Raw genomic sequence first — 26,007 nt, 5'->3', positions numbered from 1 at the left:
GCAAAATTAAATATAGGACAGCGTTGTTGGCCTCAATCCTCAATGTGAACAAGAGGATACGAGTTTAGCAAAAGGATGATTATGCATCGGGTATTTAGAAGTACGACGGCGGGCGTGTTAGCTTGTTTGAGCGCGCTCATGATTTTTTCAACATTACTCACGGGTTGTAAATTCCAAACCGGTTGGGGATACAACAAAGGCTATGCTCCAGAGCAACCAATTGCCTTTGATCACCAATTGCATGCGGGAACTAACAAAATTCAGTGTCAATACTGCCACAATCAAGTGGAAAGAACGAAACACTCGAATATTCCTGCGCTCTCAACTTGCATGAACTGCCACTTGCAAGTAGCGACAGATAAACCAGAAATTCAAAAACTGCGTGATGCATACGACAGCGGCGGCTCGATTGAGTGGGTGCGCGTTCACATGCTTCCAGATTTTGTTCACTTCAACCACAACGCTCACATTGCTAAAGGCGTGAACTGTCAAACGTGTCACGGTCCTATCGAAACGATGAAGCGCGTGGAGCAATTCTCTGACCTTTCCATGGGCTGGTGTGTGAACTGTCACCGCCAACCAGAGAACAAAGCTCCTCTTAACTGCTCAACTTGTCACTACTAAGGGTTTCGGAAGGTATTATGTCTGAAATGCATACTGATAATGAATTAGAGATGAAAAAAGCGTTGCGCCCGAAGATCGTGCGCGACACGAAATTCTGGGAAACGATCGAAGAAAAGATCGGTGACTCTGAATTTCAAAAAATGGCAGAGACTGAGTTCAAATCTTCTCCACTTCGCGAAAGCGACAGTGAAGACGGTTGGGCACGTCGTGAGTTCTTGAAACTTATGGGTGCGTCTTTGGCAATGGCGACAGCTTCTTGCGTACGTCGTCCGGTGCAAAAGATCGTTCCATACAACAAAATGCCTGAAGAGATCACTCTTGGTCAGGCGAACTACTATTCATCTGCTTACTTTGACGGTAACGATGCGATGGGCTTGCTTGTTAAAACTCGTGAAGGCCGTCCTATCCACATCGAATCAAATCCTTCTCATCCGTTCAGCGCGGGTGGTTTGAGCGCTCGTTCTCAAGCGATTTTGATGTCCATGTACGATCCTGAAAGATTGCAAGGACCAAAACGCAACTTGTTCAATGAGAAAAAATCAAACTCTCAATTGATCGACGTTAAATGGGAAGAGCTAGACAAAAAAGTTTCTGAGCAATTGGTAAAAGGCGGCGTTGTCGTTCTTTCTGGTCCAATTTCTTCTCCTTCAACTCGTGCAGTGGTTTCTGACTTCGCTCAAGGTTTCAAAGCTAAAACTGTAGTTTGGGATGCATTTGCTCACGAAGAAATCCGTGACGGTCAAAAAGCGTCTTACGGTGAAGAAGTTGTTCCTCAGTACTGGTTCGATAAAGCGAAAATGATCGTTTCTATCGATGCAGACTTCTTGGGTACTTGGCTGAACCCAACGGCTTTCACTCACCAGTTCACTCAAGGCCGTAAAGACATCAAAAACATGAGCCGCTTGGTTTCTTTCGATTCCAACTACTCATTGACGGGTGCAAACGCGGATATCCGTTTCAAAATCAAACCTTCACAACAACTTGATGTGGTGATGGGTCTTCTTCACGAAATCATCGTGAAAAAAGGTCAGTCTTCATACGCTGGTAACGGCGCAGTGAAATCGGCTCTAGAGCCCTTCGCAAATACAGCTGCGAAATTGGGTGTAGACGCGGAAATGTTCGCGAAAGTAGCTTCTGATCTTTGGTCAAAAAGAGGTGAGTCACTGGTGGTTGCTGGTGGTATCACGACTTTGACGAACAAAGCGACTGAACTGCAAATCGCTGTGAATATGCTAAACTCTGTTTTGGATAACGACGGCAAAACTGTTGATTCCAAAGCGGGTAACTCTGCATTGACGGGTTCATACGCTGAAATGGCGCAATTGATCCAGGATATGAAAGACGGCAAAGTTCAAACTCTTATCATGCACAAACTGAACCCTGGTTACTCTTTGCCTGCAGTGATGGGTTTTGCTGAAGCCGTTAAAAAAGTTAAAATGGTTATCTACACAGGTGACCGTGTTGACGAAACAGGTGTGTTTGCGGATTACATCACTCCAGATAACCATGCATTGGAATCTTGGAATGATTTGGAAGTTGGTAAAGGCGTTATCTCTATCTGCCAACCTGCGATCCGTCCTATGTACGACACTCGTTCGTTCCAGTTGTCTTTGATGACTTGGGCGTTCATGGCAAAACAAGGTCCAGCACGTCTTCGTGATTACGAAACATTCTATGACTACCTGAGAGTTTACTGGAAGTCAGACATCCACCCTAAATACGGAAAAGGCGCAGCCTTTGAAGATTTCTGGTTGGAAGCTCTTCAAAAAGGTTACGTGGGTGAATTGAGCCGTGGTTCTTCTGCGCGTTCATTCAAAACAGACGCTTTCGCAAATATCAAACCAGCGCCAGCTCAACAAGGTATGGAACTTGTTCTTTACCCTAAATTGGCGATCATGGATGGATCTTTGGCGAACGTGGCTTGGTTGCAGGAACTTCCAGATCCAGTTACTAAATTGACTTGGGATAACTATGCGATGATTTCCATCGGCACTGCCGAGAAAAATCATATGAAAACGGGTTCCATGATCACTCTTAAAGTGGGTGATAAGTCCGTGGATCTTCCAGTTTACATCCAACCAGGTCTTCATGATGACGTTGTGGCAGTAGCTGTTGGTTACGGACGCACTCGCGCTGGTAAAGTAGCGAACGGCGTTGGTAAAAACATGACTGAGTTCGTGTCAGTTGATAAAGCGGGCAAAGCGATCTTTGCTGGTCAAACAGCGACATTCACGAAGCTTGGTAAGCACTACGACCTAGCTGGTACGTCTGGTAACTTCTCTATGGAAGGCCGTCAAATCGCCGCTGAAGCGAATTTGAAAGACTACGTAAAAAATAAATCTGCTGGTATCCACAGACACGAGACTTGGTCTATCTGGTCAGGTCACGAATACTCTGGTCACAAATGGGGTATGGCTGTTGATCTTCACACTTGCACAGGCTGTTCAGCTTGCGTGATTGCGTGCCAATCTGAAAACAACATTCCAGTTGTTGGTAAGAAGTACGTTCTTGAAGGTCGTATCATGCACTGGTTGCGTATCGACCGTTACTACACAGGCGATATCGCTGATGCCAATGCAGTCTTCCAACCGGTTATGTGTCAACACTGTGACAACGCTCCTTGCGAAACGGTTTGTCCGGTATTGGCAACGACTCACTCAGATGAAGGTCTGAATGACATGGTTTATAACCGTTGCGTGGGGACTCGTTACTGCGCGAATAACTGCCCGTACAAAGTACGTCGTTTCAACTGGTTCAACTACGCGAAGTTGATCGAAAAACCAATGCACATGGCTTTGAATCCATCTGTTGGTGTTCGTACTCGCGGGGTGATGGAGAAATGTTCGTTCTGCGTTCAAAGAATCCAGGATGCTAAAACTGTGGCTCGTAACGAAAAACGCCAGTTGAAAGACGGCGACGTTAAAGTGGCTTGCCAAACATCGTGCCCAGCTGGCGGTATCGTGTTTGGTGATTTGAACGATCCAAACAGTGAAGTAGCTAAAATTTGGAAAGCGGAAGAGAAAGAGCGTGGTTACGCATTGCTTGAAGAATGGCATGCAAAACCATCTGTTCGCTACCTATCCAAAATCCGTAATAATGATAAAGAATCAACTGGTGGCCACGATGGTCACGGTACTGCAAAACAAGGTGAGCACTCATGATTAAGCGTAGCCCATTAGTCCTTGGTAACAAGACTTTGAAAGATGTCAGCGATGACATCTGTGCTCCAGTGGAAAGATTCCCATCCAAAGGTTGGATCGGGATGTTCCTTGGCGCAAAAACTTTGCTTCTATTTTACATCGTTATCCTTGCGTGCGTAGTAGGTATCGGTATCGGTTTGCTGGGTGTAACTCATCCAGTATTCTGGGGTACGATGATCGTTACGTTCGTATTCTGGATCGGTATCGGCCATGCTGGTACGCTGATCTCTGCGGTACTTTTCTTGTTCCGCCAAAAATGGAGAACGTCAGTTGCTCGTACAGCTGAGGCGATGACGGTTTTCGCGGTTATGACGGCGGGTCTTTTCCCGTTGCTACATACAGGTCGTCCTTGGTTGGATTACTGGTTGTTCCCGTATCCGAATCAACGTGGTCCATTGTGGGTTAACTTCCGTTCACCACTTCTTTGGGACGTTTTCGCCGTATCAACATACGCGACTGTTTCCATGGTGTTCTGGTACATCGGTTTGGTTCCTGACTTTGCAACTATCAAAGACCGTGCGAAAAACAAACTTCGCAGAGCGGTTTACGGTGCGTTGTCTCTAGGTTGGAGAGGGACTGCGAAAAACTGGTCGCACTACGAAATGTTGTACTTGTTGCTTGCGGGTCTTTCGACGCCTCTAGTTTTGTCAGTACATACGATCGTATCCTTCGACTTTGCGGTTTCTAACTTGCCAGGTTGGCATACAACGATCTTCCCTCCATACTTCGTTGCCGGTGCGATCTTCTCCGGTTTCGCGATGGTTGTGACGTTGATGACTTTGGTTCGTATCGGTTTCCCTGAATTCAAAAACTACGTAACTCTAGATCATATGGAAGTGATGAATAAAATCATCATGACAACAGGTATGCTGGTTGGTTACGCGTACGCTTCAGAGTTCTTCATCGCTTGGTACTCTGGTAACCCGTACGAGCGTTTTGCCTTCGTAAACCGTGCTTTCGGTCCTTACGCTTGGTCATACTGGATCATGGTTTCTTGTAACGTATTGTCTCCGCAAGTTTTCTGGTTCAAGAAACTTCGTCGTTCAATCCCAGTAATGTTCGTTGTATCTATCTTCGTTAACATCGGTATGTGGTTCGAACGTTTCGTTATCACTGTGACATCTCTTCACCGTGACTTCTTGCCAGCCAACTGGGGTATGTACCAATGGTCATGGTTCGATACGGGCGTTTTGGTCGGCTCGTTCGGTATGTTCCTGACTCTGTTCTTGTTGTACTTGCGCCTGTTCCCTGCGGTTTCTATCGCAGAGGTTAAACCGGTTCTGCACGTTGGTTATGACACTGAAGGAGGGCACCACTAATGGCTGCTCAATATACTAAAGGTATTGCTGGTATCTGGCTTGAAGAATCAAAAATTCTTAAAGCCGCTACAAAAATGCGTGAATCTGGTTCTGATAAATTTGAAGCGATCTCTGCATACCCAATTCATGGTATGGAAGAAGCTTGCGGTATCAAACGCTCTTGGATTCCTTACGTAACTTTCGTTGCGGGTGTTGTAGGTTTGTCTGCTGGTTTGGGTCTGACTTATTGGACTTCAGCAGTAGACTGGGCCGTGAACGTGGGTGGTAAACCATTCTTCTCACTTCCAGCCTTCGTACCTATCATGTTCGAATTGACTGTCTTGTTTGCAGCTCTTTCTTCTGTAGGTGCTTTGTTCTATGCGTGCAAAATGCCACGTATCGACCCACCAGTTATCGATCCAGATTTGAGCTGCCATAAGTTCGCAATCTTCGTTCCTCACAATGACAATATCTATGATGAGACGAAACTGACGAACATGTTCAAAGAACTTGGCGCAGTTGAAGTGAAGAAGACGGAGTACTAGAAATGAAAAGTCTTGTGCAAATTACACTAGGTGTAGCAGCAGCAGGCTTGGTAGCGTCAGCGCTAACAAGCTGTGGTCCTCGCGGCAACAATCCTAACGTTGAGATCATTCAAGATATGATGGAATCTCCGGCGATCAAAGCTCAGGAGTATGATGAATCTTCTCCTCACCACAGCGGTATGCGCGTGCCTCCGGAACACACAGTTCCACAAGGTTTCGAGCCGTACCGTTACGCAACGGATGTTGAAGGGGCTTCTAAGAACCTTAAAAATCCTCTTGTTGGCAAAATGGATGATGAGACCCTTTTTACAGGTCAAAAATACTACGAAACAAACTGCGCAGTTTGCCACGGCTATAAAGGCGAAGGCGGCGACAAGTCTGGTTCAGTAGTGTCTGCTAAAATGGCATTGAAACCACCGGCAATTTTAACTGATAAAGTTAAAGGTTGGACAGATGGTCACTTGTACCACGTGATCACGATGGGACAAGGTGTGATGGGCCCTTACGCTTCTCACATTCCGCAAAAGTACCGTTGGCAGGTTGTTAACTACATTCGTTTCCTTGAGAAACGGGATGGTAAATAGATATGGGCGAACATAAACACGTAGATCTACATATGGGTAAGTTCGAAGCTCCACAATGGATGAAAACATTGAGCTTCGTTTTGATGGCGATCGGTTTGATCACATTCGCAGTGGGTTTGATTAAAAATCAAGACCGCTTGTGGACTTCTTACCTGGTTTCTTTCTTTTTCTTCTCTTGCTTGGGCTTGAGCGGTCTTTTCTGGGTTGCACTTAATAACACTGCGAAAGCAGGTTGGTCTGTGTCTATCCGCCGTTTTGCTGAAGCGACGACATCATTCATTCCGTTCATCCTGGTGTTCGGTTTGATCTTGTTGTTCGGTTTCAAAAAACTTTTCATCTGGGCTGATCCAAAAATCATCGCTGAAAATCCAGTGATCGCAGCAAAAACTGCTTACTTGAATCCGACGTTCTTCGTGATTCGTTTGTTGTTCTTCGTTGTAGGTTGCATGATCTTCAAATGGGTTATCGTTGGTAACTCTTTGAAACAGGATAAGTCGGGCGACGAAAACTTGACTCACAAAAACGTGGGTCCAGCCATTGGTTTCATCGCGTTCTTCGCTTTGATGTTCTCGTTCTTCTCTGTGGACATCATCATGTCTTTGCTTCCAACTTGGTACTCTACAATCTTCGGAATCTATTGCTTCTCTGGATTGTTCCAAGCGGGTCTTGCATTCTTGGCGATCACGATCGTGTTCATGAGACGCTCTGGTTTGGTCAAAGGCTACGTAACTGTTGAGCACCAACATGACGTGGTAAAATACCTAAAAGGTTTCTCGATCTTCTGGGCTTACATCGCATTCTCTCAATTCATGTTGATGTGGTATGCCAATTTGCCAGAGGAAACTGAGTACTACATCATGAGATCTTTGGGCGGTTGGATGCAAATTTCCGTAGCTCTTTTGATCTTCCGTTTCGTAGTTCCGTTCCTAGCTTTGCTTCCTCGTGATGCAAAAAGAAACGATGCGAACGTATTGTTGATTTCCACAATCGTATTGATTTTCCAATACGTGGATATCTACTGGATGGTGTATCCAAACTTCAACGATGGAGCGATCGTATTCGGTTTCTGGGAAATCGGTATCTTCGCAGGCTTCGCTGGTTTGTTCCTTCTTTGCATCATGAACTTCTGGAGCAAAAACAACTTGGTTCCAGTTAAGGATCCACGCATGCACGAGGCACTTAACCACCACGTTGCGTACTAAAATTCGGAACAGAATTTTAAATAAGAGAGTGACAATGCGTTAATAACGCTGGACTCTTAACAAAAGCCACCCCAAAGGTGGCTTTTGTCGTTTAGACTATGATTAGATCTTTCATCTATCCTGGTGATGGGTGAGTTGGGGAGTCTTATGAGATTTCTATTGGGAACATTGATAGCAGCAACTTTGTTTACAGGCTGCGATTTTAAATTCGATTCTTTGGAAGCAACCAAAGAAGTCAAAGCCGTCAAAGCTGAAATGGCTTTTCTAAACAATCTTCAAGAGCCGCAAACGGCAACAGTCTACTCTTTGGATCCTGCTCAAAAGGGCGAGGGTGCCACTGACTTTCACGGGTTCAAAGTTTTAGGTGAGATCAAGCTCAACCCTGAAGACGTGACCGAAGCAGCCTTGGAATTTAAAGACGCTGCTGAATCCTTTAAAGATGGCTTGGCACTGCCTGGTTGTTTCAATCCTCGTTACGGCATTCGTGTCACTAAGGGCGGAAAAACTTACGACTATGCTTTAAGTTATGAGTGCAATCACTTGCGCGGTTACGATGGTGGCAAGGTCTATGACTTTGATGCCGCTGGAAATCCACGGGTGTTGAAAGACCTCTTCACGAACGCAAATATTCCTCAATCCACTCCGCCAGCGACGACTCCAACACCAACGTCCAGCGTGACTGAGGCAAAATAGTTCTTAAGTCATTCGATAGACTGACTTTTCCTCTCAAAAGGAAACTCGTTGTGACCGATGAGTTTCCTGATGAACCCGCTTAAATTTCTGATTTCATTTTATATTTTCGTTCACGCCACACTTGTATGTGCGGGTCCTCTTGAAGCATTGTCCGAGAAAGCTTTTAAAATCACGGGCAATACTTGTGAACCCACGGTGGCTAAGTCGGGATCAGGGGAAGCTTGTGATCCCAGCGAAACAGAACTTCAGCGCAATTCCCAAGATGTTAAGAAAATTGCAGAGATAGCAGGACAATCTGAAGAAGATCGTTACTTTGCATTGCTCGGGCAGCAACAAGTGCGTGAACTACAATGTGCCAGTGATTTCGCACGACGTATCGTCGCAGAAAATACTAAGGATTTTCCCAATTCAGATCTCAAGCAAAAGTTAACTCTTGCAAGACAAGTGCGTGCAAAGACAGCGGAACTAGCGAGTAAAATAGTTTCGAATCCGATGCTTGCGACACCCGTTTGCCCGCTCACTTTTGAAGCCCTTGAACAGCAGGTAAAAGGCTTTAAAAAGAATGCTCGATATAATGCCTGTAAGGAGCTGATCTCTCTTCAGAATTCTTACAAGGTGATCCTCAGTGCGATTCCTTTATCCGGTGCACCCGAAGTTAAATCAGTGATCGAAAAGTATTCCAGTTCTCCTAGCGAACTTTCTGATCAGGAGATGATAGGAAGTCTGAACGAAGCTTATTCAAAAACGCAAAAAGCTTTGGATGAGAATCGCAGCAATTTGACTCAAGCCTTGGTAGGTCAAGGAGGAGTGGGCCTGGATCGCACAGCTCGCCATGATTTATTGGCGGACCCGGGTCTTAGTGCCTCGGTGGTTAAAAGTGAACCAAAGCTGGGTGAAGTCGCTTGTCTTGCGAACTCCCGCTATGGTTTGGGAGCGGATAACTTAAATAATGGCGTGATGATTGGTTCTTTATTTTTAGGGGCAGGTGCATCGGTTGTTGGTAAAGTCGGGGCCTTTACAGCTAAAGCTTTTTCAACCGCGCAATCAGCCCGAACTTTGGGAATGGTTTCTTACAACGCCATGAACATGATGAAGTACGCCGTGATGGCGACGGACTTTGCCAGTATGGCGGCCGTGACGGATCAGGCTTGTTTCAAAACCAAGATCGCAGATTTAAAAACCAGTGGTGCGTGTGTTAGTGCTCCCACGGCGGAACGGGTGGAGCAGGATAACTGCATTATGGCGGCCACATTGACAGCCTTGGGAGTGGTCCCGCAAAAAGCGATTTCGGCGGTGACGGCAAAGGTTAAGAAAGCGATCAAAGAGGAAAATGCCAGTCAGGCTCGTCGTATCGCGGATGCAGATGCGTTCCTGGATACCAGAGCTTCAGTTAAGAGAAATAATGCGACTTCGACGGTGGCTACTCGACCGGTTTCTAACGAATTAAGACCGGGTGCCACGGCGTCCTCGATGGCCATTGAAAAAAAATTAGCTGAGGGAAATATCGTTTCTGACAAAAGAGTCGGGCAGGGTGTTTATGGCGCCAGGTTCGTTCGTTATGAAGACGGTTCTGAAGGTGTGTGGAAGCCACGAACGACAGTGGACGAGATCGACACCGCAAAAAGCGAAGTGGCCGCCTATAATATCGATAAATACCTGGGGCTAAATTCCGTGCCAGTCACAGTGATGAAAGAATACAAAGGCGAAGTAGGCACGGTTCAATACCGTGTGAAAAACCTAAAAGATCAAGCACCCAACGAAGTTTTCGCAGATGATCCGGATCAACTGGGATTCTTTGATTATCTCGTCGCCAATGGCGACCGCCACGGTTTTAATTATCTGCAAAAAGAAGACGGAAAACTTGTGGCCATCGATCATGGTTTGTCATTTGGCGGCGGCAGAGGCAAAGACCCCTTTGTCACATTTCAAGGAAATGTGGGCGCCCTTGATAAGAACCTACGGGCGCAAGAAAAAATGACGAAATCTATCGAGAGTGGTGGTCGCAATGTTGCTTCAATGAAAGAGCAACTGGCAGAGTTAAAACGCAGGGAATCAGAGTTGCAGTCGGCGATCAAAGCCTTTACGCCCCAGAAGGAAGTCGTCGAAAAATTGAAGTCGACAGCTTTCGAAGACTGGAAAAAAGTGACTGACGGTAAATTAACAGACTATCAAATCCAGGACATGCAAAAACGTCAGCAGACACTGTTACGAGCGATTGATATGGCTGAGAAAAAAATCGGTGCCGAGAGATTGTACCCCAGCGGAGAATCTTCGCCGCTTATTAAAAAGAACCGTCTGAAGTTTTATTCCGAGTAATTGGTTTTTGCCAAATTCTTAACCCCCAGTTTGTGAGTGATCGCCCTCTCTGTTGAAATAGAATCTCCAGGGGGACGCGATGACTTTGATCAAGGCAGCAGCACTTGTTCTGGTTTCAATTTTTATAGGAAACTCGCAATTCGCAAAAGCCTCAGATGCTGATAGCAGACCTATACAAGCGAATTATCAAAAATTGCAACTCTATGAACAGATTATGCGCGGGGAACTTCCTCCTCCGTTGCCTTTACCTGATGAACCGGGGGATGGTCCCCAAGAGCCTGCTCCGCCAGCTCCGCAACCACGTCCTCCAAGTCATCCGCCACGGCCGCCAAAGCCACCTTCCAGTTGTGATCCTCGGCAGAATATCAGCTGTATTCGCGCCGTCTGTGATCAGTTGCCAAACATGAATTGCAGCAGTGATCAAAAAGTAAAAGACATCGCCTGCCAGTGCGATGGCGTGAATGGCGAGTGCGTGACTGCCGTCTGCAATCAATTGGATCGTTTTGACTGTGATGAAAAACGCGAGCTTTTCGCAGTCACGAAAATCTGTCGAGGCGTTTACGATGCCCGATGTATTGATCGCATTTGTGGTCAGCTTGGAAGATTTGAATGTGATGATATGAACGACATGAGAAGAGTGACTGAGTTGTGTCGTTAAAATTATTCATCATCCCGCTGTTGATAAGCGTAATTATTCAATGCTTTTTTAGTGAAACCTTTGCTGCGATTGTCAATTCCGATAACTATGGTTCCGACAATGATGACTTTGATAAAAAGCATCCCGTTCCCGATGCGACTCAGAAAACGCCCTTGGACAACCGCCTGGGAACCAAGATGGCGCAAAAACTTCGCGGGGGAGAATGGGTGATTGCTCCCGTACCAAATTATGATCCGTCTCAGGGCTGGGGTTTGGTTCTCCTCGCCCAAAGAATTTTCGCCCATGAAGAAAACGTAAAGCCTTCCATTGCCGTGGGTGCGGTCTTCGTCACCGAGAAAAAGAGTTACGGGGGAGTTGCAGGATATGTGGGAAGGCTCAATGAAGATCGCCTGCGTTTAAATCTTTTCGGTGGTTACGCGAAAGTAAATTCAGACTTTTACGGCATAGGTAAAGATGAATCGCAAAAAGACATGTCGGTTTTGCTTGAACAGAACATCACTTTTTTAATGACTGAATTAGTGCCGCGAATAGGTGATGGTTTTTATTTGGGGCCGACCCTTAGCTTTATGGATTTTAAAAATTCGTTCAATGTGAGTAACGTTCCTCCAACCGTGGATCCTTCGTCGAAATTGGATTCGCAAGCCTGGGTGCCTGGAGTGAAGGTTCAGTACGACAAACGTAACAACACCTTTTATCCCACCGAAGGAATTTATACGAATTTTCAAATGCAATTTTATGATGAGCGCTTTGGCGGAGGTCACACCTTTCAGCATTACAAGGCAAACTATAATCAATATTTTCAAATCCTGGATGATCAGGTGCTGGCCGCTCGAGCCGCGCTGCAGGTAAACGTGGGGGACGTGCCTTTTTATCACATGGCAATGTTTGGGCAGGGGCCCGATCTGCGCGGGTTTAAATCCGGGAAATACCGCGATAAAATGTTATGGGCGACCCAAGCGGAATATCGGCAGCGCTTTAACGATCACTGGGGAATGGTCTTATTTGCCGGAGTCGGGGATGTGGCAGAAAAAGCCTCGGACCTCTCCTTGACGGATCTCCTGTGGTCAGGTGGTACCGGCGTTCGTTACCGCTTGGGAAAAGAAAATCCCGTGGATTTTCGTGTCGACGTCGCCCACGGAGACGATTGGGTGTGGTACTTCTCAGTAAACCAAGCCTTTTAGGTGCCAGGTCCTACTTACGTATGCAACGCGTCATTGCCGCAGGATCTCGCTCTGCGACCAAGAATACTTGACCCCCTCAAGCCACCGGATTAGTAATAATGTGATGCAAAATTTCCCGTTTTATTCATCACTTATCTTTCTTAAAAATGGCTCGTTCACGAGCACGCAATCATAATGTCACAAATTACAATTATTCTGCCGGATAACTCGACGAAGGTTTTTGACCATGAACCGACAGCGCTGGAAGTGGCGCAGTCTATTGGCCCTCGCTTGGCCAAAGAAACTCTTGGTGCAAAACTCAATGGTTCAACTGAAATTTCTGATCTTCGCACTGTTTTGAAAGATCAAACGAAAGTGGCGCTTGTCACCACCAAATCTCCTGAGTCAGTTGAAGTGATTCGTCACTCTTGCGCACACATCATGGCGCAAGCGATCCAAGATATCTGGCCAGAAGTAAAAGTGACGATCGGTCCTGTGATCGATAACGGTTTTTACTATGACTTCGATTCTCCGTTTGCTTTCACTGAAGAGCATTTCGAAAAAATCGAAAAGAAAATGACTGAGATCGTTTCCAAAGATCTTCCGATTCACCGTGAAGACTGGCCTATTGCTAAAGCGATTGAAACTTTCAAAGGCATGAACGAGCGATTCAAAGTTGAATTGATCGAAGACCTTGCGAAAAAAGGCGAGACCGTTGTGGGTATCTACTTCAACGGAACGAACTGGTTTGACCTTTGCCGTGGTCCGCACATTCAGTCGACAGGTCAGATCAAAGCATTCAAATTGTTGTCCGTAGCAGGCGCATACTGGAGAGGCGACGAGAAAAACGCCATGCTTCAGCGTGTGTATGCAACAGCCTTCAACGACAAAAAAGATTTGGATCTTTACCTGCACAATATCGAGGAAGCGAAAAAACGCGACCATCGTAAATTGGGTAAAGAGCTTGGCATGTTCTATTTCAATGAACTTGCACCTGGTTCTCCATTCTTCACAGGTAAGGGCGCAACGGTTTACAACTCTTTGCAAACGTACCTTCGTGAATTGTATTTCGAAACCGGTTACCAGGAAGTGATCACGCCGCAAATTTTCGACGTGAACCTGTTCCATACTTCTGGTCACTATCAGAACTACAAAGAAAACATGTTCTTCACGAAAGTGGACGAGCGTGATTTCGCCTCTAAACCAATGAACTGTCCTTCTCACTGTTTGCTTTATAACTCTGAGAAATATTCTTACCGTGATCTGCCAATTAAAATGGCGGATTTCGGTCGTTTGCACCGTTATGAAAAATCCGGTGCCATGCACGGTTTGACTCGTGTTCGTACGTTCTGTCAGGACGATGCTCACATCTTCTGTCGTATGGATCAGTTGCAGGAAGAGATCGCAAAATTCATGGGCTTGTTAAATCGTGTTTACGATAAGCTTGGCATGAGTAATTACAAAATCTTCCTTTCCACTCGTCCGGATAACAGAATGGGCAGTGAAGAGTACTGGGATATGGCCGAAGGTGCTTTGGCTGAAGCCCTGAAATCTTTGAATTTGCCGTTTGAATTAAACCCGGGTGACGGGGCCTTCTATGGACCAAAGTTAGATATCATGTTTGTCGATGCTTTGAACCGTCCATGGCAATTGGGAACACTTCAGGTGGATCCGAATCTGCCAACAGCGTTCGATTTGAAGTACACAGGTGAAGACAATAAGGAGCATCGCCCAGTGATGCTACATCGTGCGATCTTGGGCTCATTAGAGCGTTTCATCGGTGTTTATTTGGAGCACACTGCGGGCCATTTGCCGCCGTGGATGATGCCGGTCCAGGTGGCGATTCTTAACGTTACCGATCGTGTAAATACGTTCTGCGAGGAATTGATGAAATCCCTCAAAGATCAAAAGGTGCGCGTGGAGTTTGACCGCCGCAACGAAAAATTGAATTATAAAATCCGTGAGGCTCAACTTCAAAAAATCCCATACATGATTATCGTGGGGGATAAAGAGGCGGAAAGCCGTACGGTTTCATTGCGTTTGAGAGACGGTTCAGAACACAAAGGTCTGACTGTGGATCAGGTGATGAATTTGATTACGACAGATATTAATACAAGAAGTTTGCAGAGCTCTCTTGCGAAGTCTGCAACTGTAAATTAGACGTCGCACTTACGCGGCGCTAGTTTTTAACAAAACCCCGGAGGTTTACCATTAGCAAGTTTTCAGGAAATTTTGGAGGCGGTGGCGGTCGCTTTGATCGCAACAAGAAAGACTCTAAAGACTCATTGAGAGTGAATCGTGAGATTCGCGCCCAGCAAATTCGCGTTATCGATGATGAAGGTAACATGTTGGGTGTTATGACTGTACCTGAGGCAGTTCGTATCGCTGAAGAACGTGGATTGGATCTACTTGAGATTGCTCCTACAGCTACTCCTCCTACTTGCAAAATCATGGATTACGGCAAGTGGAAGTACGAGAAAAAGAAACAAGCAACAGCGGCTCGTAAAAAGCAAACTGTTGTGACGATCAAAGAGGTGCAAATGCGCCCTCGTACAGATCAACATGACTTTGAAACGAAGATGAATCACGCTCGTCGCTTCCTTTTGGATGGTGATAAAGTGAAAGTATCTTTGCGCTTTATGGGTCGTGAATTGGCCCATCAAGAAATCGGTATGGATGTGATCAAGAAAGCCATCGCTTTCGTTGACGATTTGGCAATGGTCGAATCTCAACCGAAAATGGAAGGTAAGCAAATGTTCTTGATGCTGGCTCCAGATCCTTTGAAAATCAAAGAGTATCAAAAAGCTCATCCGAACAAGTCGAAACAAGACTCTAAAGAGCTCGACGAGCTTAAAGAAGTCGAAGGCGACGACGAAGACTAACCGCAAAGGAGTGAAAATGGCCCGTCTACTTCGTTGTAGGGTCATCTCCTCGCTCCGACGTGCCTGGGGCACGCCTGCGCTGCGGGATAACCCTCCGCCTCGCATCCGAACCATTTTGACCGCTTTGAAGTAGTTCAGAATTACTTCGAAAATAAAAAAGGCAGCTGATTGGCTGCCTTTTTTTATTTCGTGCGAACTTTTTGAAATGCACTCTAAATAACGCGTGCGGTTACCGAAGCGGAGGTGGAATGTTCCACGTTGTCCTCGAGTTGAGGAATGACTAAGCAGCTGAAAGGCTGCTTTTCTGTTTTAGGACATTCGTGTCGTTGTCGTAAGCATGGGAAAAGACTATGGATTGTCATTTTCAATAATTAAGGACAATAAATATCTGGAATAAAACCTATTAAGGATATATATTATCCTTAATAGGGAGGTTCACTTATGAGCCAACGAGTAAACTACAATCAACAATCACCTGAAATCGTCCACAGTCTAATGGAAATCTCAAAACAGCTTTCTAAAAGCGAAATCAGTCAAACTCTGCGTGATATGGTGAATATCCGCGCTTCCCAATTGAATGGCTGTGCCTTTTGCATCGACATGCACGTTAAAGAAGCCCGCATTCACGGGGAGCGCGATCTGCGAGTGCATCACGTGCAAGTGTGGCGTGAATCCACATTGTTCAGTGAGCAAGAACGTGCAGCACTAGAGTGGACTGAAGCTGTGACAAAGTTGACAGCAGAAGGAATCTCCGATGAGATTTATAACCGTGTGAAAGAGCATTTCTCTGAAAAGCAAATGTCGGATCTGACTTTGGCAATTGGTTTGATCAATCAGTGGAATCGCTTAAGCATCGCATTCCGTGCAGTTCCAGGGTCCGCGGATAAATTTTTCGGCCTGGATAAGGCAGGAATGAACTAAAATGATTTTAAGAAACCAGGTCGAATGGGCTTTGCATTGTTGTAGTATTCTTTCGGCATTGCCGGAAGGAGTCTATCTTGCAACCAAAGACCTGGCCGAATTTCATGGCGTGCCCAAAGAGTATCTGTCTAAAGCTTTACAGGCACTTTCCAATGCCGGGCTGGTTGATGCGACCTTGGGACCTCGCGGTGGTTATCGTCTGGCTCGCGCGGCTGATAAAATCACCTTCTTAGATATCGTCGAAGCAGTGGAGGGGAAGACCTCCACTTTTGAATGTTCTGAAATTCGTAAAAATGGTCCCTGCAAACAGGAAAAAAACGCTTTCAAAAAACCCTGCCAGATTGCCCGTGTGATGTGGAAAGCAGATGAGGCTTGGCGCCGTGAATTGCGTGGGATCACTCTGAAAGACTTGGGAGACCAGCTTCTTAAAGAACTTCCCAAGGAAGTTCTCGAAGAAAATATGAACTGGCTTCTGTCGCGTTCTTAGTCAGCGATGCAAGGGCCTTCGCGATCTGGTCCTGTGACATCACGGTGAGTGATGATCGCAGAATACACCGATTGAGAACTGCTGTTTAAGATGTGCATCTGAATCGTATAGCTTTTCGCATTCATTGTGCTGCTGACAGTTCTGTGACCAGGTCTTGTCGTTGTGATCACTTCGCAGCGTTCGCGATTGTAATCATCGTGATGACGATCACGATCACCTTTGTGGTCGCGAGGGCCTCTGTCATCGTGGCGGTCATAATCACGATGATCGTATTCAGGACGGCGACATTCACGGGTCGTATATTCGACCGTGCAAGATTGACTGTGTTCGTAGTTATACGAAGGTTCTGATTTCACCTCCATTACACGGAACTTGATTCCCAAGTTTTGACCGGAGGAATTCTGCAAAATTTGAACTTGTGGAAAGTCCTTAGCGTCACGGATCTGTTCCACGGGACTTGCAATTCTAAATGCCGCTTGTTTTCCTTGAGTCGTGTGAGCGATCAAGTAATTGCCTTTTTTCTTATCCAATGAAAAAGACAGACGATCGATTTCGGCGCTCACAGTTTTTGAAGGTTTCTGCCCTGCTAAAGCCATTCCCAGGATTTGCAAAGATTCAAGAAACACTTCGCAGCGTGGAGTTTTACGGATCAGAGCGATTTCGCGACTCGTAAGTTCGCGGCGCTCGATTTGAATTTGACTTGCGATGATCAGAATGTCTGCTTGGCGTCTAAGTGAAGGTTGTCCAGATCGGCAAAGGCTTTGATCGGCTCCCGAAGCCTCTGGCAGATATTTCATATAGGTGGTGACGACAGGTGAGTTGAACTGAATGCGACTGCCATCCGTCGCTGTTAACGCAAAAGACGCGTGAACTTGTGCTTCTTCAATAATTTCGTCGCTGATATAAGGAACACGCTTTCCCATAGCATGGGACTGTTGTGCGAAACACAACGTTATAAAAGACAGCGAAAATAAGATAACAGATTTCATGTTTTTGCCCTCCCCAGTGGCCAGATGGGCCTAATGCAATCACTTTGCCAAACTTAAATGGCCAACTTGGCACCGTGAAAAAAGAAGATGTTGCTAAGATTGGCAACATTATGGGCGACTATAGTTTAAGAATTTGTCGGGCAGCTCGTTCTCCCGAGGTCATGGCGCCTTGGATGGTACCAATCATAGAGCCCACCGATGTTCCTTCCCCCGCGAGAACGATCCTTTTGTGAAATACCTTTCGAAGGTTTTTATATTCCCCATTTTTTTGAATACCCACATAAGAATAAGCTCCCAGAGAATAGGGATCTTGGCTCCAGTTGTGCTCGTGAAATGCCAGACAATGCTTTTTTAAGAAGGCAAGGCTTCTCCCTGTTAAAAGACTCAAAGTTTTAAAAGCTTGATGCATGCGTTCCTCTTTTGTCCAAAAGGAAATTTCATAAGCTTTCGGCCCCCCTTGCCAAGCAATCAGAATGTTTGAGCGGTGAGGAGCCTGGGTCCACCAAGTGGGATAATAGAATTCAGGATTGGTGTGGAGAAACGAAACGGGACGCCTGGACAGATTTTCCCAAAAGCGATGAGAAAATTCAAATGAGGTGCGCAGGGCATGCCCCATGTGCACCGACTTCAACGCCTCTGAGAGTTGAGGAATATCAGGAGAAAAAAAGTCTTTGGACCTTAAAACTCCGATCGGCAGCGTGACGACGACAAAGTCCGCCTCCCAAGCTTTTCGTTTGTTTTTGCAATGAACGCGGACTCTTTTTTCAGACCACGCAATTTCACTCACCTCATGTCGAAGTAAAACATCGGTTTTTCGAAGTCCCGAAGATTTGAACAGTTCCTCAATAAAATGGCTGTGTCCCAAGGAAGGACGAAACTGACTCTGTCCATTCAGTTCAGGCTCTTCCGTTTTTTCCGCAGCGGCTAGCCCTCGTTCTCCCACTAAATCGGGATCCGCAGCATCAAAGCCTTCGATAAATGATTTAAAGATTCCTATGTCATGTTTGGGAAGACTTTTCCTGTGTGTTTTTAAGAAATCGGTAAGAGAACGATCCTCTTTGCGATCACCCTTCAGGCGCGAGCTGACACGCTCAATTTTTTCCCAGAAATCCCGGGTCTCGTGAAGTTTGCCACCTTCATAAAAGAGGTGATTATCGCACAAGTCCGTGAAAGAAATTTTGCGCTCATTCAAAAGATCCATCATCGGTGCATAAGCGCCGTGAATGAATTCGGCTCCCAGCTCGATGGCCGGAAAAGAATTTGCAACTGTGAAAGCGCGACCTCCGATTCGATTTCGCGCCTCCAGGAGAGTGCAATTAATGCCGGCGTTGATAAGGTGTTTTGCGCACGTTAAGCCCGCAGCTCCGGCGCCAATGATGATCACGCGTTTCACAGCAACCTCCCTCTAAAAGGTTGCCGTTATTTTAGGATGTCATGCACGATTGACGAGAGTAAGTGTAAAAAGACATGAAATTGATCTTAAGACCACAAGCTGTCTTGAGGTTTCACTCCTTTTAAAGCTTGTTCGATGTTTTCCAATGCCCGAAAGCCCATGGCATCACGGGTTTCCTGAGTGGCGCTGCCCATGTGGGGAGTTAAAAAGACGTTGTGAAATTCCTTAAGGCGCAAATCATATGCAGGCTCGTTTTCAAAAACATCTAATCCCGCCGCAAAAAGCTTTTTCGATTGCAGAGCGCGAATCAAAGCCTCTTCCTGAACCAAGCTTCCACGAGCAACATTCACTAAGACTGCATTATCAGGCAAAAGAGCCAACGTCTGATCATTGATGACGTGTTTGGTTTCAGCAGTTCCAGGCGCATTTAAAGAAAGGATCTGACAATGCGGAAGCATCTCTTCCAGTTTCGCAAAGTACGTGGCACCTTTTTCCAGTTCAGGGGAAAGGCGGCGTCGGTTGCAATATATAATCTTCATTCCAAAGCCGCGGGCACGATCCGCCACGGCTTGACCGATACGACCCATACCGTAAATACCCAAGGTTTTACCGCTGACTTTAATTCCCAGCATCTCGGATTGGCTGAAAGATTTTCTCCAGCCCGCATCCATGATTTCCTGATACTCTCGTCCCCGGCGGCAGGCATTTAAAAGTAAGAGCATGGCAATGTCAGCCGTGCATTCTGTTAAGACGTCGGGAGTGTTTGTCAGTTGGATACCCCGTGCTTTCGCAGCGGCAATATCCAGGTGATCAAATCCTACACTGCAAGTCGCGATGACTTTTACACTGGCGGGAAGTTTTGCAATAATGTCTTGGGTGATTTTTTGTTTTGGAACAACAATCATCCCTTGCGGATTTTTCTCAAGTGCCAATAGAACGATTTCATCAGCAGTCATTTCGCGGTCAGAAATGAATGCATCAAATTTTTCTTTTGCGAGGGCGGTAACGTTCCTGGGCGCCATGTAAGGAAGAAGGATGGTGTTTTTCATATCGACAGTTTCATCCTTTGTGTTTTGAGTCGCAAGAAATTTTAGGCTTTTCTCGGATGACGGATTGTGAGATGCTAGGTCTATCTAAGCGCCAGATTCACTTCGACTTCGTTGGAGTACGGTGCAACTTGGGATATAAAAGTCTCCCTCCAGTAACGACTTAATAAAAAATTGAGAAAGTCTTCACGGACTTAATTGAAAGAGGCTGAGTTATGACAACTACAACAGCTTGGATTTTATTGGTTATTGCGGGGGTTCTGGAATTTATCTGGGCTACCGGACTTAAATATTCTGAAGGGTTTACGAAGCTCGTTCCGTCGGTATTCACTTTGGTCACGATGGGGATCAGTTTTTACCTTCTCTCCCTAAGTATGCGCGTATTACCGGTAGGTGTCTCGTATACGGTGTGGACGGGGATTGGTGCCGTCGGCGCCGTCATCGTTGGTACTTTGGTATTCAAAGAGCCACTTTCGTTGATGAAGCTCCTGTTTTTAGGAATGATCATTGCGGGCATACTTGGCCTAAAGTTCGTAGAATAGTCTTCCGCCGGGAAATCATTGGAAAATAGTCCTAAGGCACGTCATTCTTAATGTATGCGTTGCAGTGCTATTTTCCTTTCCACGCTATTCTTAAGTGCCCCCTCAGCTTTTGCGTCAATGCCGCTCAAGATTCCGCGTGGAATTGCAAGCGTCGGTGCAAACTCCGTTCAGTGTTTAACTGCTCAGAGAATGGAAGTTCACGGGCACCGTGGGATGAATGGTTATCCTGACAATACTCTGGCTTCCTTCAAAGCTGCGTTTGAAGCGGGCGTCGATGTCGTTGAGCTAGATCTGCAAGTGACTGACGATAATCATCTATTGGTGGCTCATGATGCGATTCCCAACGTCGGAACCGAGCGCTGTGGAATCGATCATAAGTCGTTGTTAAAAGCAGCACTGCGAGATCTTGATTTTTCGACCGAACAAAAAGTTCGCTGCGGCATTAAGAAATTTGATGAAGATAAGCTCGAACCCATTCCAGAGTTAAAGCAAGTTTTTGCTGAATTCAAAGACCTTAAGACCACGTCGGGGAAACCTGCGCGATTGAACATCGAAGTGAAATACTTCATGGATCAAATCCAGTTTTATCCTCCAGAAAATGAATACATCGATCTGATCATCAAAGTAATTGGCGAGAGTGGCTGGGCAACGGATCGTTTCTTTGTTCAGTCTTTCAATGCGGAGTTCTTAAAGAAGTTCAAAGCCAAAGCCCCGGATATCGAAGTGGTGCCTTTGGTGGGTGATGCGCGAGCGGCAGAAAAGATCGCTCTCGAATTGGGAGCTAAAAAAGTAACTCCCGGCTTTTGGCACGTGAACCCGGAATTAGTATTCAAACTGCAAAAGCAGGGAATTAAAGTCATCGTGTGGACGCCGAACCTGGAAGGCGAAATTCGCCAGGTCATTGAATCCGGTGCTGATGGTATCATCACAGATTATCCAGAGTTATTTTATAAAATCCGCAACGAGCTTTGCGGGCTTTAGGCCTTACAGTTTCATAGTTCCGCGTTCATTAAAGTTTTGATGCCATGAAAATGCACGCTCAATAATATGTGGAGTATGTCCTCCGCGAGCGAGAGCCTCTTTATAGTAAGACTTTAATTGATCGCGATACTCGGGATGACAGCAATTCTCGATGACAAGCAAAGCCCGCTCCCGGGGCGCTAAACCACGTAAATCTGCAAGCCCCTGATCCGTCACCAAGATATCCACGTCATGTTCATTGCTGTCCACATGAGTCACCATCGGGACCACATGCGAAATGCTGTTATTCTTTGAGGCGGACTGAGTAACGAAAATGCTCAAATAAGAATTACGAGCGAAATCTCCGGAGCCGCCAATTCCATTCATCATTTTGTTGCCACCAATATGGGTGCTATTGACGTTGCCATAAAGATCAAACTCAATCGCGGTGTTAATCGCGATCACTCCCAGGCGGCGAATCACTTCGGGTGAGTTGCTGATTTTTTCGGGACGCAAAAGGATTTTCCCGCGGTAGCGATCCAGATTGTTAAAGAATCTTTCATAGCAGGCTTCGGTTACCGCAAAAGAGCAGGCCGAGGCAAACGCCATCTTTCCACAATCGATCAAATCAAAGGTGCTATCCTGTAAAACCTCGGAATACATTTTAAGATTTTCAAAAGGGCCTTTTTGGAAGCCACTAAATACAGCATTGGCAATATTACCGATCCCGGTTTGCAGGGGCGGCAGGTTCGCCGTCAGACGACCTTTTTTAACCTCGTAATTAAAAAACTCCATCAAATGATTTGAAATCGCTTCTGTCTTATCATCCACAGCACTCAAATCCACGGGACTGTCTTTTAGATCAGATAATACGATGCCAACCACCTTTAACGGATCAATGGGCATGGTTTCAGTCCCAATACGAGTGCTCGCCTCAGTCACAGGAATGATGGAACGCTGGGGAGAGATTCCCGTCGCAAAAATATCGTGAAAGCCACGAATCTCAAGAGGAATCGTCGTGTTGACTTCCAGAATAATTTCTTTGGCGTGGCGAGCATACGTTAAATTATTTCCAATGGAAGTTGTCGGCAAAACAGATCCGTCTTCATAAATTGCCGCCACTTCAATGACAGCAATATCCACCGCTGGCAAAAAACCATAGGCCAGTAACTCCGCCGTTTCTCCCAGATGTGGATCCGTAAACATCACATCGCCATTATTAATTTTTTTACGCAAAGTCGCATCAGACTGAAATGGCATGCGACGAGCAATCACACCGGCTTCAGCAAGCAATCCATCCAGGTTGTGTCCCAGTGATGCTCCGGTCATAAGATTAATTTTCAAAGGATTTGCTTTGGCTCTTGCGGCTAAAGCTTTCAAGGTCGCTTTGGCATCGCCGGCCTTGGTGAAACCGCTGGCACCGACAACCATACCGTCTTTGATTAAACCAGCAGCCTGTTCGGCGGAGATAATTTTCGAGCGAAATCTTTCTGCAATACGATCTTGTGCCATGAAATCCTCTGAATAAGATATTACTTTCTCCAGTACGTCGTGAGCCACTTCCAAACTTCGGGGCGTCGTTCACCTATGTCAAAGTGATTTCCGTCAAACTCGACATAGTCATGAGCAATGCCCATTCCAGTCAGGACTCCCGAAATCTGTCGGGCTCCGTACTGCAAGTGGAAGTTATCCTTGGTTCCGACATCCAAATACAAGGCGTGAAGCTTGCGTAAAGCGTCCTGACGTTTTGGTAAAAAGTGGACAGGATCTTTTTCCAACCACTGCTGCCAAATTTCAACAATCTTATTTCCCGTGCGCGGATCCAGTGGAAAATGAAAGTCACCTGAGGAACCTTTCGGCGAATAACATGCCGACATGCCAAAGGCGTTCAGTAATGAATGCCAATTGCGAAACTTAGTAAGTTTGCCATTGCGAAGTTCTTCTAAAACGCGCAATCCTGATTGGCCGTATTTTTCCCAGACAGGAAGTGCCTGGTAAAGATCGTTGATGATACTCGCATCGAAAAATGAATCCGGCGCAATCGCCGCACACAAACCAAAAGTATCGGGGAATAGACTTGCGAGTTGCAAAGCTCCATATCCACCACTTGAACCTCCCATCACGCACCACTCTTTAGGATCTTTCGAAACCGGGTAGTGGGAGAGGGCAGGAACGATCTCGGTCATAATATAATCTTGATAATTTCCCACCGCAGAAGAGTTCAAAAACTGCGCCCCACCCCAAGTGGTTAAGGCATCCACGAAAACATACAGTGCTTCGGGCGCTTCGCCGCGAGAGCACGCCTGATCAATCACTTGAATCGTATTTTGCTCGTTGAATTTCGCATTGAAGTAAAAAGGTGCGTTGCCACTGAAGCCTCCCAAAACCAAAACCACAGGCCAAGGTCCTTTGCTCTTCGGCAAAAGCAGGGGATTGAAGCGAGTGGCCGAGTCATTGAGAGGATTGTCTTTTAAGCACTGACTGCGAATCTGCAGTGTCTCGATTTGAAAGTTATGAACTTCATAAGCGCGATAATTAGTGAGTGTGTCGAAGTGTTTCATATTGAGAATGCTATCAGGCCTTTTAGATTAAAGGCAATAATCTCGATTTAAGAAAGCAGCGTCATGATGTGGGACTTAAGTGTTAAATCTTCATCTCGCCCTTACAAAACCCTCTGAAAAATCCGAAAATAGAGAGAGCACTAGTGCGAGTGGAGCCTCTATGAAACATCAATTCTGTGGCCTTCTTTTGGGGGCGTTTATTCCGTTGTTTGCAATGACTGCTGAGGCAGCTTTAGGCGATCAACTGGTGACGACATCATCATCAACTTCTTCTTCGGCTCGCAAGGCCACATCATCAGGTTCCAGTTACTCGGTTTCTGAAGCAACGACAGATGACGGTGTGAAGGTTCGTCAGTACGTCGATGCGCAAGGTCGTGTGTTCGGTATTTCTTGGAAGGGCACAACTTTGCCTCCTTTAAGCGAACTCTTGGGAACCTATTTACCAGAGTATAAAAAAGAAGTAAAAGCTCGCGGTCGCCAATTTGGTCGTCGCTCTTTAAAAATTTCTACAGACAATATCGTGGTCGAAGGATCCAGTCGTCAAACGGATCAACGCGGCCGTGCCTATATCCCAGCAAGCCTCCCGCAGGGCTTTGACCTAAAGGAAATCAACTTCAATGAATAACATCAAAGCTGCTCTTATTCTGATCGGTGGACTCATTGTTAGTTTAAGCCAGATGGCCTGCACAGCCGGTGGGACGAACTCACGTCCTTTAGCCGCCGCCGTTTATTTTCCAACAACACTCTCTGGTACGAATGTCGTTCCGATGTCAGTGGGTGCGTGCGGTGTGAATGGTTATGAAAATGAGCCTTGCATCAGCATCACTCTTTGTACTCCAGGGACAACGACATGCCAGACGATCGATAACATCCTGGTTGATACCGGAAGTTACGGTCTTAAAGTTTTTAAGTCTTTAATAACCATTCCTCTGACACAAATTTCCGTGACCGGCGGAGGCTCCCTTGCAAGTTGTACGGGATACCTTGATGGTTCCGGTCACTGGGGTGAGGTTGTGCGCGCTGATGTGAAGCTCGGTGGTCTTAGCACTCAAGCGACTGTGACGGCGGGAATTCCGATCGTTACTTTGAACGCGGACTATGCGAATCCATCAGGTTGCAGTGATGAGCCAGATTCGACTCCAGCAGTCGCGGGTTTTAACGGCATTATCGGTGTGGGTTCCTTTGTTGAAGACTGTGGTGTGCGTGATTCGGGATTGAACGATTGTGTTGCCTCTGCGACCTCGCTCTATTGGAAGTGTACAGGAAACAATTGTCAAAAAACGGCGGTTCCTTTGGCCGACCAGATTGCGAATCCAGTGGCCAGACTTGCTTCGCCCTATAATACGGGCTTGGTTTTAAAACTTCCTTCCGTTCCATTGACCGGGGCGGGCGGCGCTTACGGTTATATGGTTTTAGGGGTTGGAACGGACGCCAATAATACAGCAACAGGGGTCACAGTATTCCCCGTTGAAAATGATGCGACTTTTGTGACGAAATATAACGCCACTTCAAATCCAAGCAGTGGTTCAAGTTATGATTATGCCTTTATCGATAGCGGAACGAACTTTAACGGGTTCCCACGACTTGGCGGAGCTCCGGCATTGTGTTCTGGGGGATCAGGTTTCTATTGCCCAGCAACGGAATCGACTTTTTACGCTTTGATGAGCGCAAGCTCAGGAACCGTAACGAAGTTAGTTTCGTTTAACGTCGGCAACATGATCACTCTGGCATCCGCGGATCCACGAAGCACGGTTTTCAATAACATCGCCTTCGATACCTCCGACATGGGGAGTACAGTGGCTGACATCCCCTTTGACTGGGGATTGCCGTTTTTCCTAGGTCGCTCGGTCTATATCGGAATCAAAGGAACCTCGCCTACGATCAATGGATCGGCCACGGCGGGACCCTTCTGGGCATTCTAAGTCATTGAAATCATGAATAAATTA

Annotated in this window: 23 protein-coding genes; 18 read left to right on the top strand and 5 right to left on the bottom strand. The window is 46.2% G+C overall.

What is annotated here, in order from left to right; all coding sequences use genetic code 11:
* Positions 1 to 138: 138 nt before the first annotated feature.
* The 14 genes from ACLSU7_RS04100 (at position 139) to ACLSU7_RS04035 (ending at position 16,570) form a co-directional block, all read left to right on the top strand.
* Positions 139 to 624: a cytochrome c3 family protein gene (locus ACLSU7_RS04100; RefSeq protein WP_413294280.1), complete on the top strand. Its 486-nt coding sequence runs from the start codon at positions 139 to 141 to the stop codon at positions 622 to 624.
* 17 nt (positions 625 to 641) lie between these two features.
* Positions 642 to 3,785, top strand: a complete 3,144-nt coding sequence (locus ACLSU7_RS04095) for a TAT-variant-translocated molybdopterin oxidoreductase (RefSeq protein ID WP_413294279.1) — start codon at positions 642 to 644, stop codon at positions 3,783 to 3,785.
* Positions 3,782 to 5,143, top strand: coding sequence for an NrfD/PsrC family molybdoenzyme membrane anchor subunit (nrfD, locus tag ACLSU7_RS04090; protein ID WP_142699933.1), 1,362 nt, complete (start codon positions 3,782 to 3,784; stop codon positions 5,141 to 5,143). Before ACLSU7_RS04095 ends, nrfD begins: the two co-directional genes overlap by 4 nt.
* Positions 5,143 to 5,667, top strand: coding sequence for a DUF3341 domain-containing protein (locus ACLSU7_RS04085; protein ID WP_142699934.1), 525 nt, complete (start codon positions 5,143 to 5,145; stop codon positions 5,665 to 5,667). Before nrfD ends, ACLSU7_RS04085 begins: the two co-directional genes overlap by 1 nt.
* Positions 5,668 to 5,669: 2 nt before the next feature.
* Positions 5,670 to 6,251 carry a c-type cytochrome gene (locus ACLSU7_RS04080; RefSeq protein WP_413294278.1) on the top strand — a complete coding sequence of 194 codons (582 nt, stop codon included), beginning with the start codon at positions 5,670 to 5,672 and terminating at the stop codon, positions 6,249 to 6,251.
* A 2-nt stretch (positions 6,252 to 6,253) separates the two neighbouring features.
* Positions 6,254 to 7,453 carry a molybdopterin oxidoreductase gene (locus tag ACLSU7_RS04075; RefSeq protein ID WP_413294277.1) on the top strand — a complete coding sequence of 400 codons (1,200 nt, stop codon included), beginning with the start codon at positions 6,254 to 6,256 and terminating at the stop codon, positions 7,451 to 7,453.
* A gap of 147 nt (positions 7,454 to 7,600) precedes the next feature.
* Entirely contained in the window at positions 7,601 to 8,146 is a 546-nt protein-coding gene (locus ACLSU7_RS04070; RefSeq protein WP_413294275.1) for a hypothetical protein, read from the top strand.
* A gap of 69 nt (positions 8,147 to 8,215) precedes the next feature.
* Positions 8,216 to 10,462 (top strand): hypothetical protein, encoded by a 2,247-nt coding sequence (locus ACLSU7_RS04065; protein WP_413294274.1) that lies wholly within the window; start codon positions 8,216 to 8,218, stop codon positions 10,460 to 10,462.
* Positions 10,463 to 10,541: 79 nt separating this feature from the next.
* Positions 10,542 to 11,120 (top strand): hypothetical protein, encoded by a 579-nt coding sequence (locus ACLSU7_RS04060; RefSeq protein ID WP_413294272.1) that lies wholly within the window; start codon positions 10,542 to 10,544, stop codon positions 11,118 to 11,120.
* On the top strand, positions 11,111 to 12,301 hold the full coding sequence (locus ACLSU7_RS04055; protein WP_413294271.1) for a BamA/TamA family outer membrane protein: 1,191 nt from the start codon (positions 11,111 to 11,113) through the stop codon (positions 12,299 to 12,301). Before ACLSU7_RS04060 ends, ACLSU7_RS04055 begins: the two co-directional genes overlap by 10 nt.
* Positions 12,302 to 12,475: 174 nt before the next feature.
* Positions 12,476 to 14,440 carry a threonine--tRNA ligase gene (gene thrS / locus ACLSU7_RS04050; RefSeq protein ID WP_413294270.1) on the top strand — a complete coding sequence of 655 codons (1,965 nt, stop codon included), beginning with the start codon at positions 12,476 to 12,478 and terminating at the stop codon, positions 14,438 to 14,440.
* A 131-nt stretch (positions 14,441 to 14,571) separates the two neighbouring features.
* The gene (infC, locus tag ACLSU7_RS04045) at positions 14,572 to 15,162 is read left to right on the top strand and encodes a translation initiation factor IF-3 (protein WP_413294269.1); all 591 of its coding nucleotides are present in this window, start codon (positions 14,572 to 14,574) and stop codon (positions 15,160 to 15,162) included.
* Between the two features lie 441 nt (positions 15,163 to 15,603).
* Positions 15,604 to 16,083, top strand: coding sequence for a carboxymuconolactone decarboxylase family protein (locus tag ACLSU7_RS04040; RefSeq protein WP_413294268.1), 480 nt, complete (start codon positions 15,604 to 15,606; stop codon positions 16,081 to 16,083).
* A 1-nt stretch (position 16,084) separates the two neighbouring features.
* Positions 16,085 to 16,570, top strand: a complete 486-nt coding sequence (locus ACLSU7_RS04035; protein WP_413294267.1) for an RrF2 family transcriptional regulator — start codon at positions 16,085 to 16,087, stop codon at positions 16,568 to 16,570.
* Here the strand turns inward: ACLSU7_RS04035 and ACLSU7_RS04030 are convergent.
* The 3 genes from ACLSU7_RS04030 to ACLSU7_RS04020 all read right to left on the bottom strand — a co-directional run bounded on the left by ACLSU7_RS04030 (position 16,567) and on the right by ACLSU7_RS04020 (position 20,001).
* Positions 16,567 to 17,559 carry a hypothetical protein gene (locus tag ACLSU7_RS04030; RefSeq protein ID WP_413294266.1) on the bottom strand — a complete coding sequence of 331 codons (993 nt, stop codon included), beginning with the start codon at positions 17,557 to 17,559 and terminating at the stop codon, positions 16,567 to 16,569. The two genes, ACLSU7_RS04035 and ACLSU7_RS04030, sit on opposite strands and share 4 nt — an antisense overlap.
* Before the next feature lie 118 nt (positions 17,560 to 17,677).
* The gene (locus ACLSU7_RS04025) at positions 17,678 to 18,943 is read right to left on the bottom strand and encodes a flavin monoamine oxidase family protein (RefSeq protein WP_413295364.1); all 1,266 of its coding nucleotides are present in this window, start codon (positions 18,941 to 18,943) and stop codon (positions 17,678 to 17,680) included.
* Positions 18,944 to 19,038: 95 nt separating this feature from the next.
* Positions 19,039 to 20,001: a 2-hydroxyacid dehydrogenase gene (locus ACLSU7_RS04020; RefSeq protein ID WP_413294265.1), complete on the bottom strand. Its 963-nt coding sequence runs from the start codon at positions 19,999 to 20,001 to the stop codon at positions 19,039 to 19,041.
* Positions 20,002 to 20,213: 212 nt separating this feature from the next.
* Here ACLSU7_RS04020 and ACLSU7_RS04015 point away from each other — a divergent pair, with 212 nt between their 5' ends.
* A complete protein-coding gene (locus ACLSU7_RS04015; RefSeq protein ID WP_142699949.1) occupies positions 20,214 to 20,540 on the top strand; it encodes a DMT family transporter in 327 nt (108 codons plus the stop codon).
* Positions 20,541 to 20,657: 117 nt separating this feature from the next.
* On the top strand, positions 20,658 to 21,521 hold the full coding sequence (locus ACLSU7_RS04010) for a glycerophosphodiester phosphodiesterase family protein (RefSeq protein WP_413294264.1): 864 nt from the start codon (positions 20,658 to 20,660) through the stop codon (positions 21,519 to 21,521).
* A gap of 3 nt (positions 21,522 to 21,524) precedes the next feature.
* Here the strand turns inward: ACLSU7_RS04010 and ACLSU7_RS04005 are convergent, their stop codons facing one another.
* A complete protein-coding gene (locus ACLSU7_RS04005; protein ID WP_413294263.1) occupies positions 21,525 to 23,012 on the bottom strand; it encodes a succinate CoA transferase in 1,488 nt (495 codons plus the stop codon).
* Positions 23,013 to 23,032: 20 nt separating this feature from the next.
* Positions 23,033 to 24,061 (bottom strand): alpha/beta hydrolase, encoded by a 1,029-nt coding sequence (locus tag ACLSU7_RS04000; RefSeq protein WP_413294262.1) that lies wholly within the window; start codon positions 24,059 to 24,061, stop codon positions 23,033 to 23,035.
* Between the two features lie 160 nt (positions 24,062 to 24,221).
* Here ACLSU7_RS04000 and ACLSU7_RS03995 point away from each other — a divergent pair, with 160 nt between their 5' ends.
* Both ACLSU7_RS03995 and ACLSU7_RS03990 read left to right on the top strand, forming a co-directional pair.
* Positions 24,222 to 24,686: a DUF2844 domain-containing protein gene (locus ACLSU7_RS03995; RefSeq protein ID WP_413294261.1), complete on the top strand. Its 465-nt coding sequence runs from the start codon at positions 24,222 to 24,224 to the stop codon at positions 24,684 to 24,686.
* On the top strand, positions 24,679 to 25,983 hold the full coding sequence (locus tag ACLSU7_RS03990) for a DUF3443 family protein (protein WP_413294260.1): 1,305 nt from the start codon (positions 24,679 to 24,681) through the stop codon (positions 25,981 to 25,983). Before ACLSU7_RS03995 ends, ACLSU7_RS03990 begins: the two co-directional genes overlap by 8 nt.
* Positions 25,984 to 26,007 lie beyond the last annotated feature (24 nt).

Origin of the sequence: Bdellovibrio sp. HCB185ZH (assembly GCF_047302455.1) — a bacterium.
Lineage (GTDB): Bacteria > Bdellovibrionota > Bdellovibrionia > Bdellovibrionales > Bdellovibrionaceae > Bdellovibrio.
The sequence above is the reverse complement of the archived record's forward strand: the minus strand, read 5'-3'. Positions and strand labels throughout refer to the sequence as shown.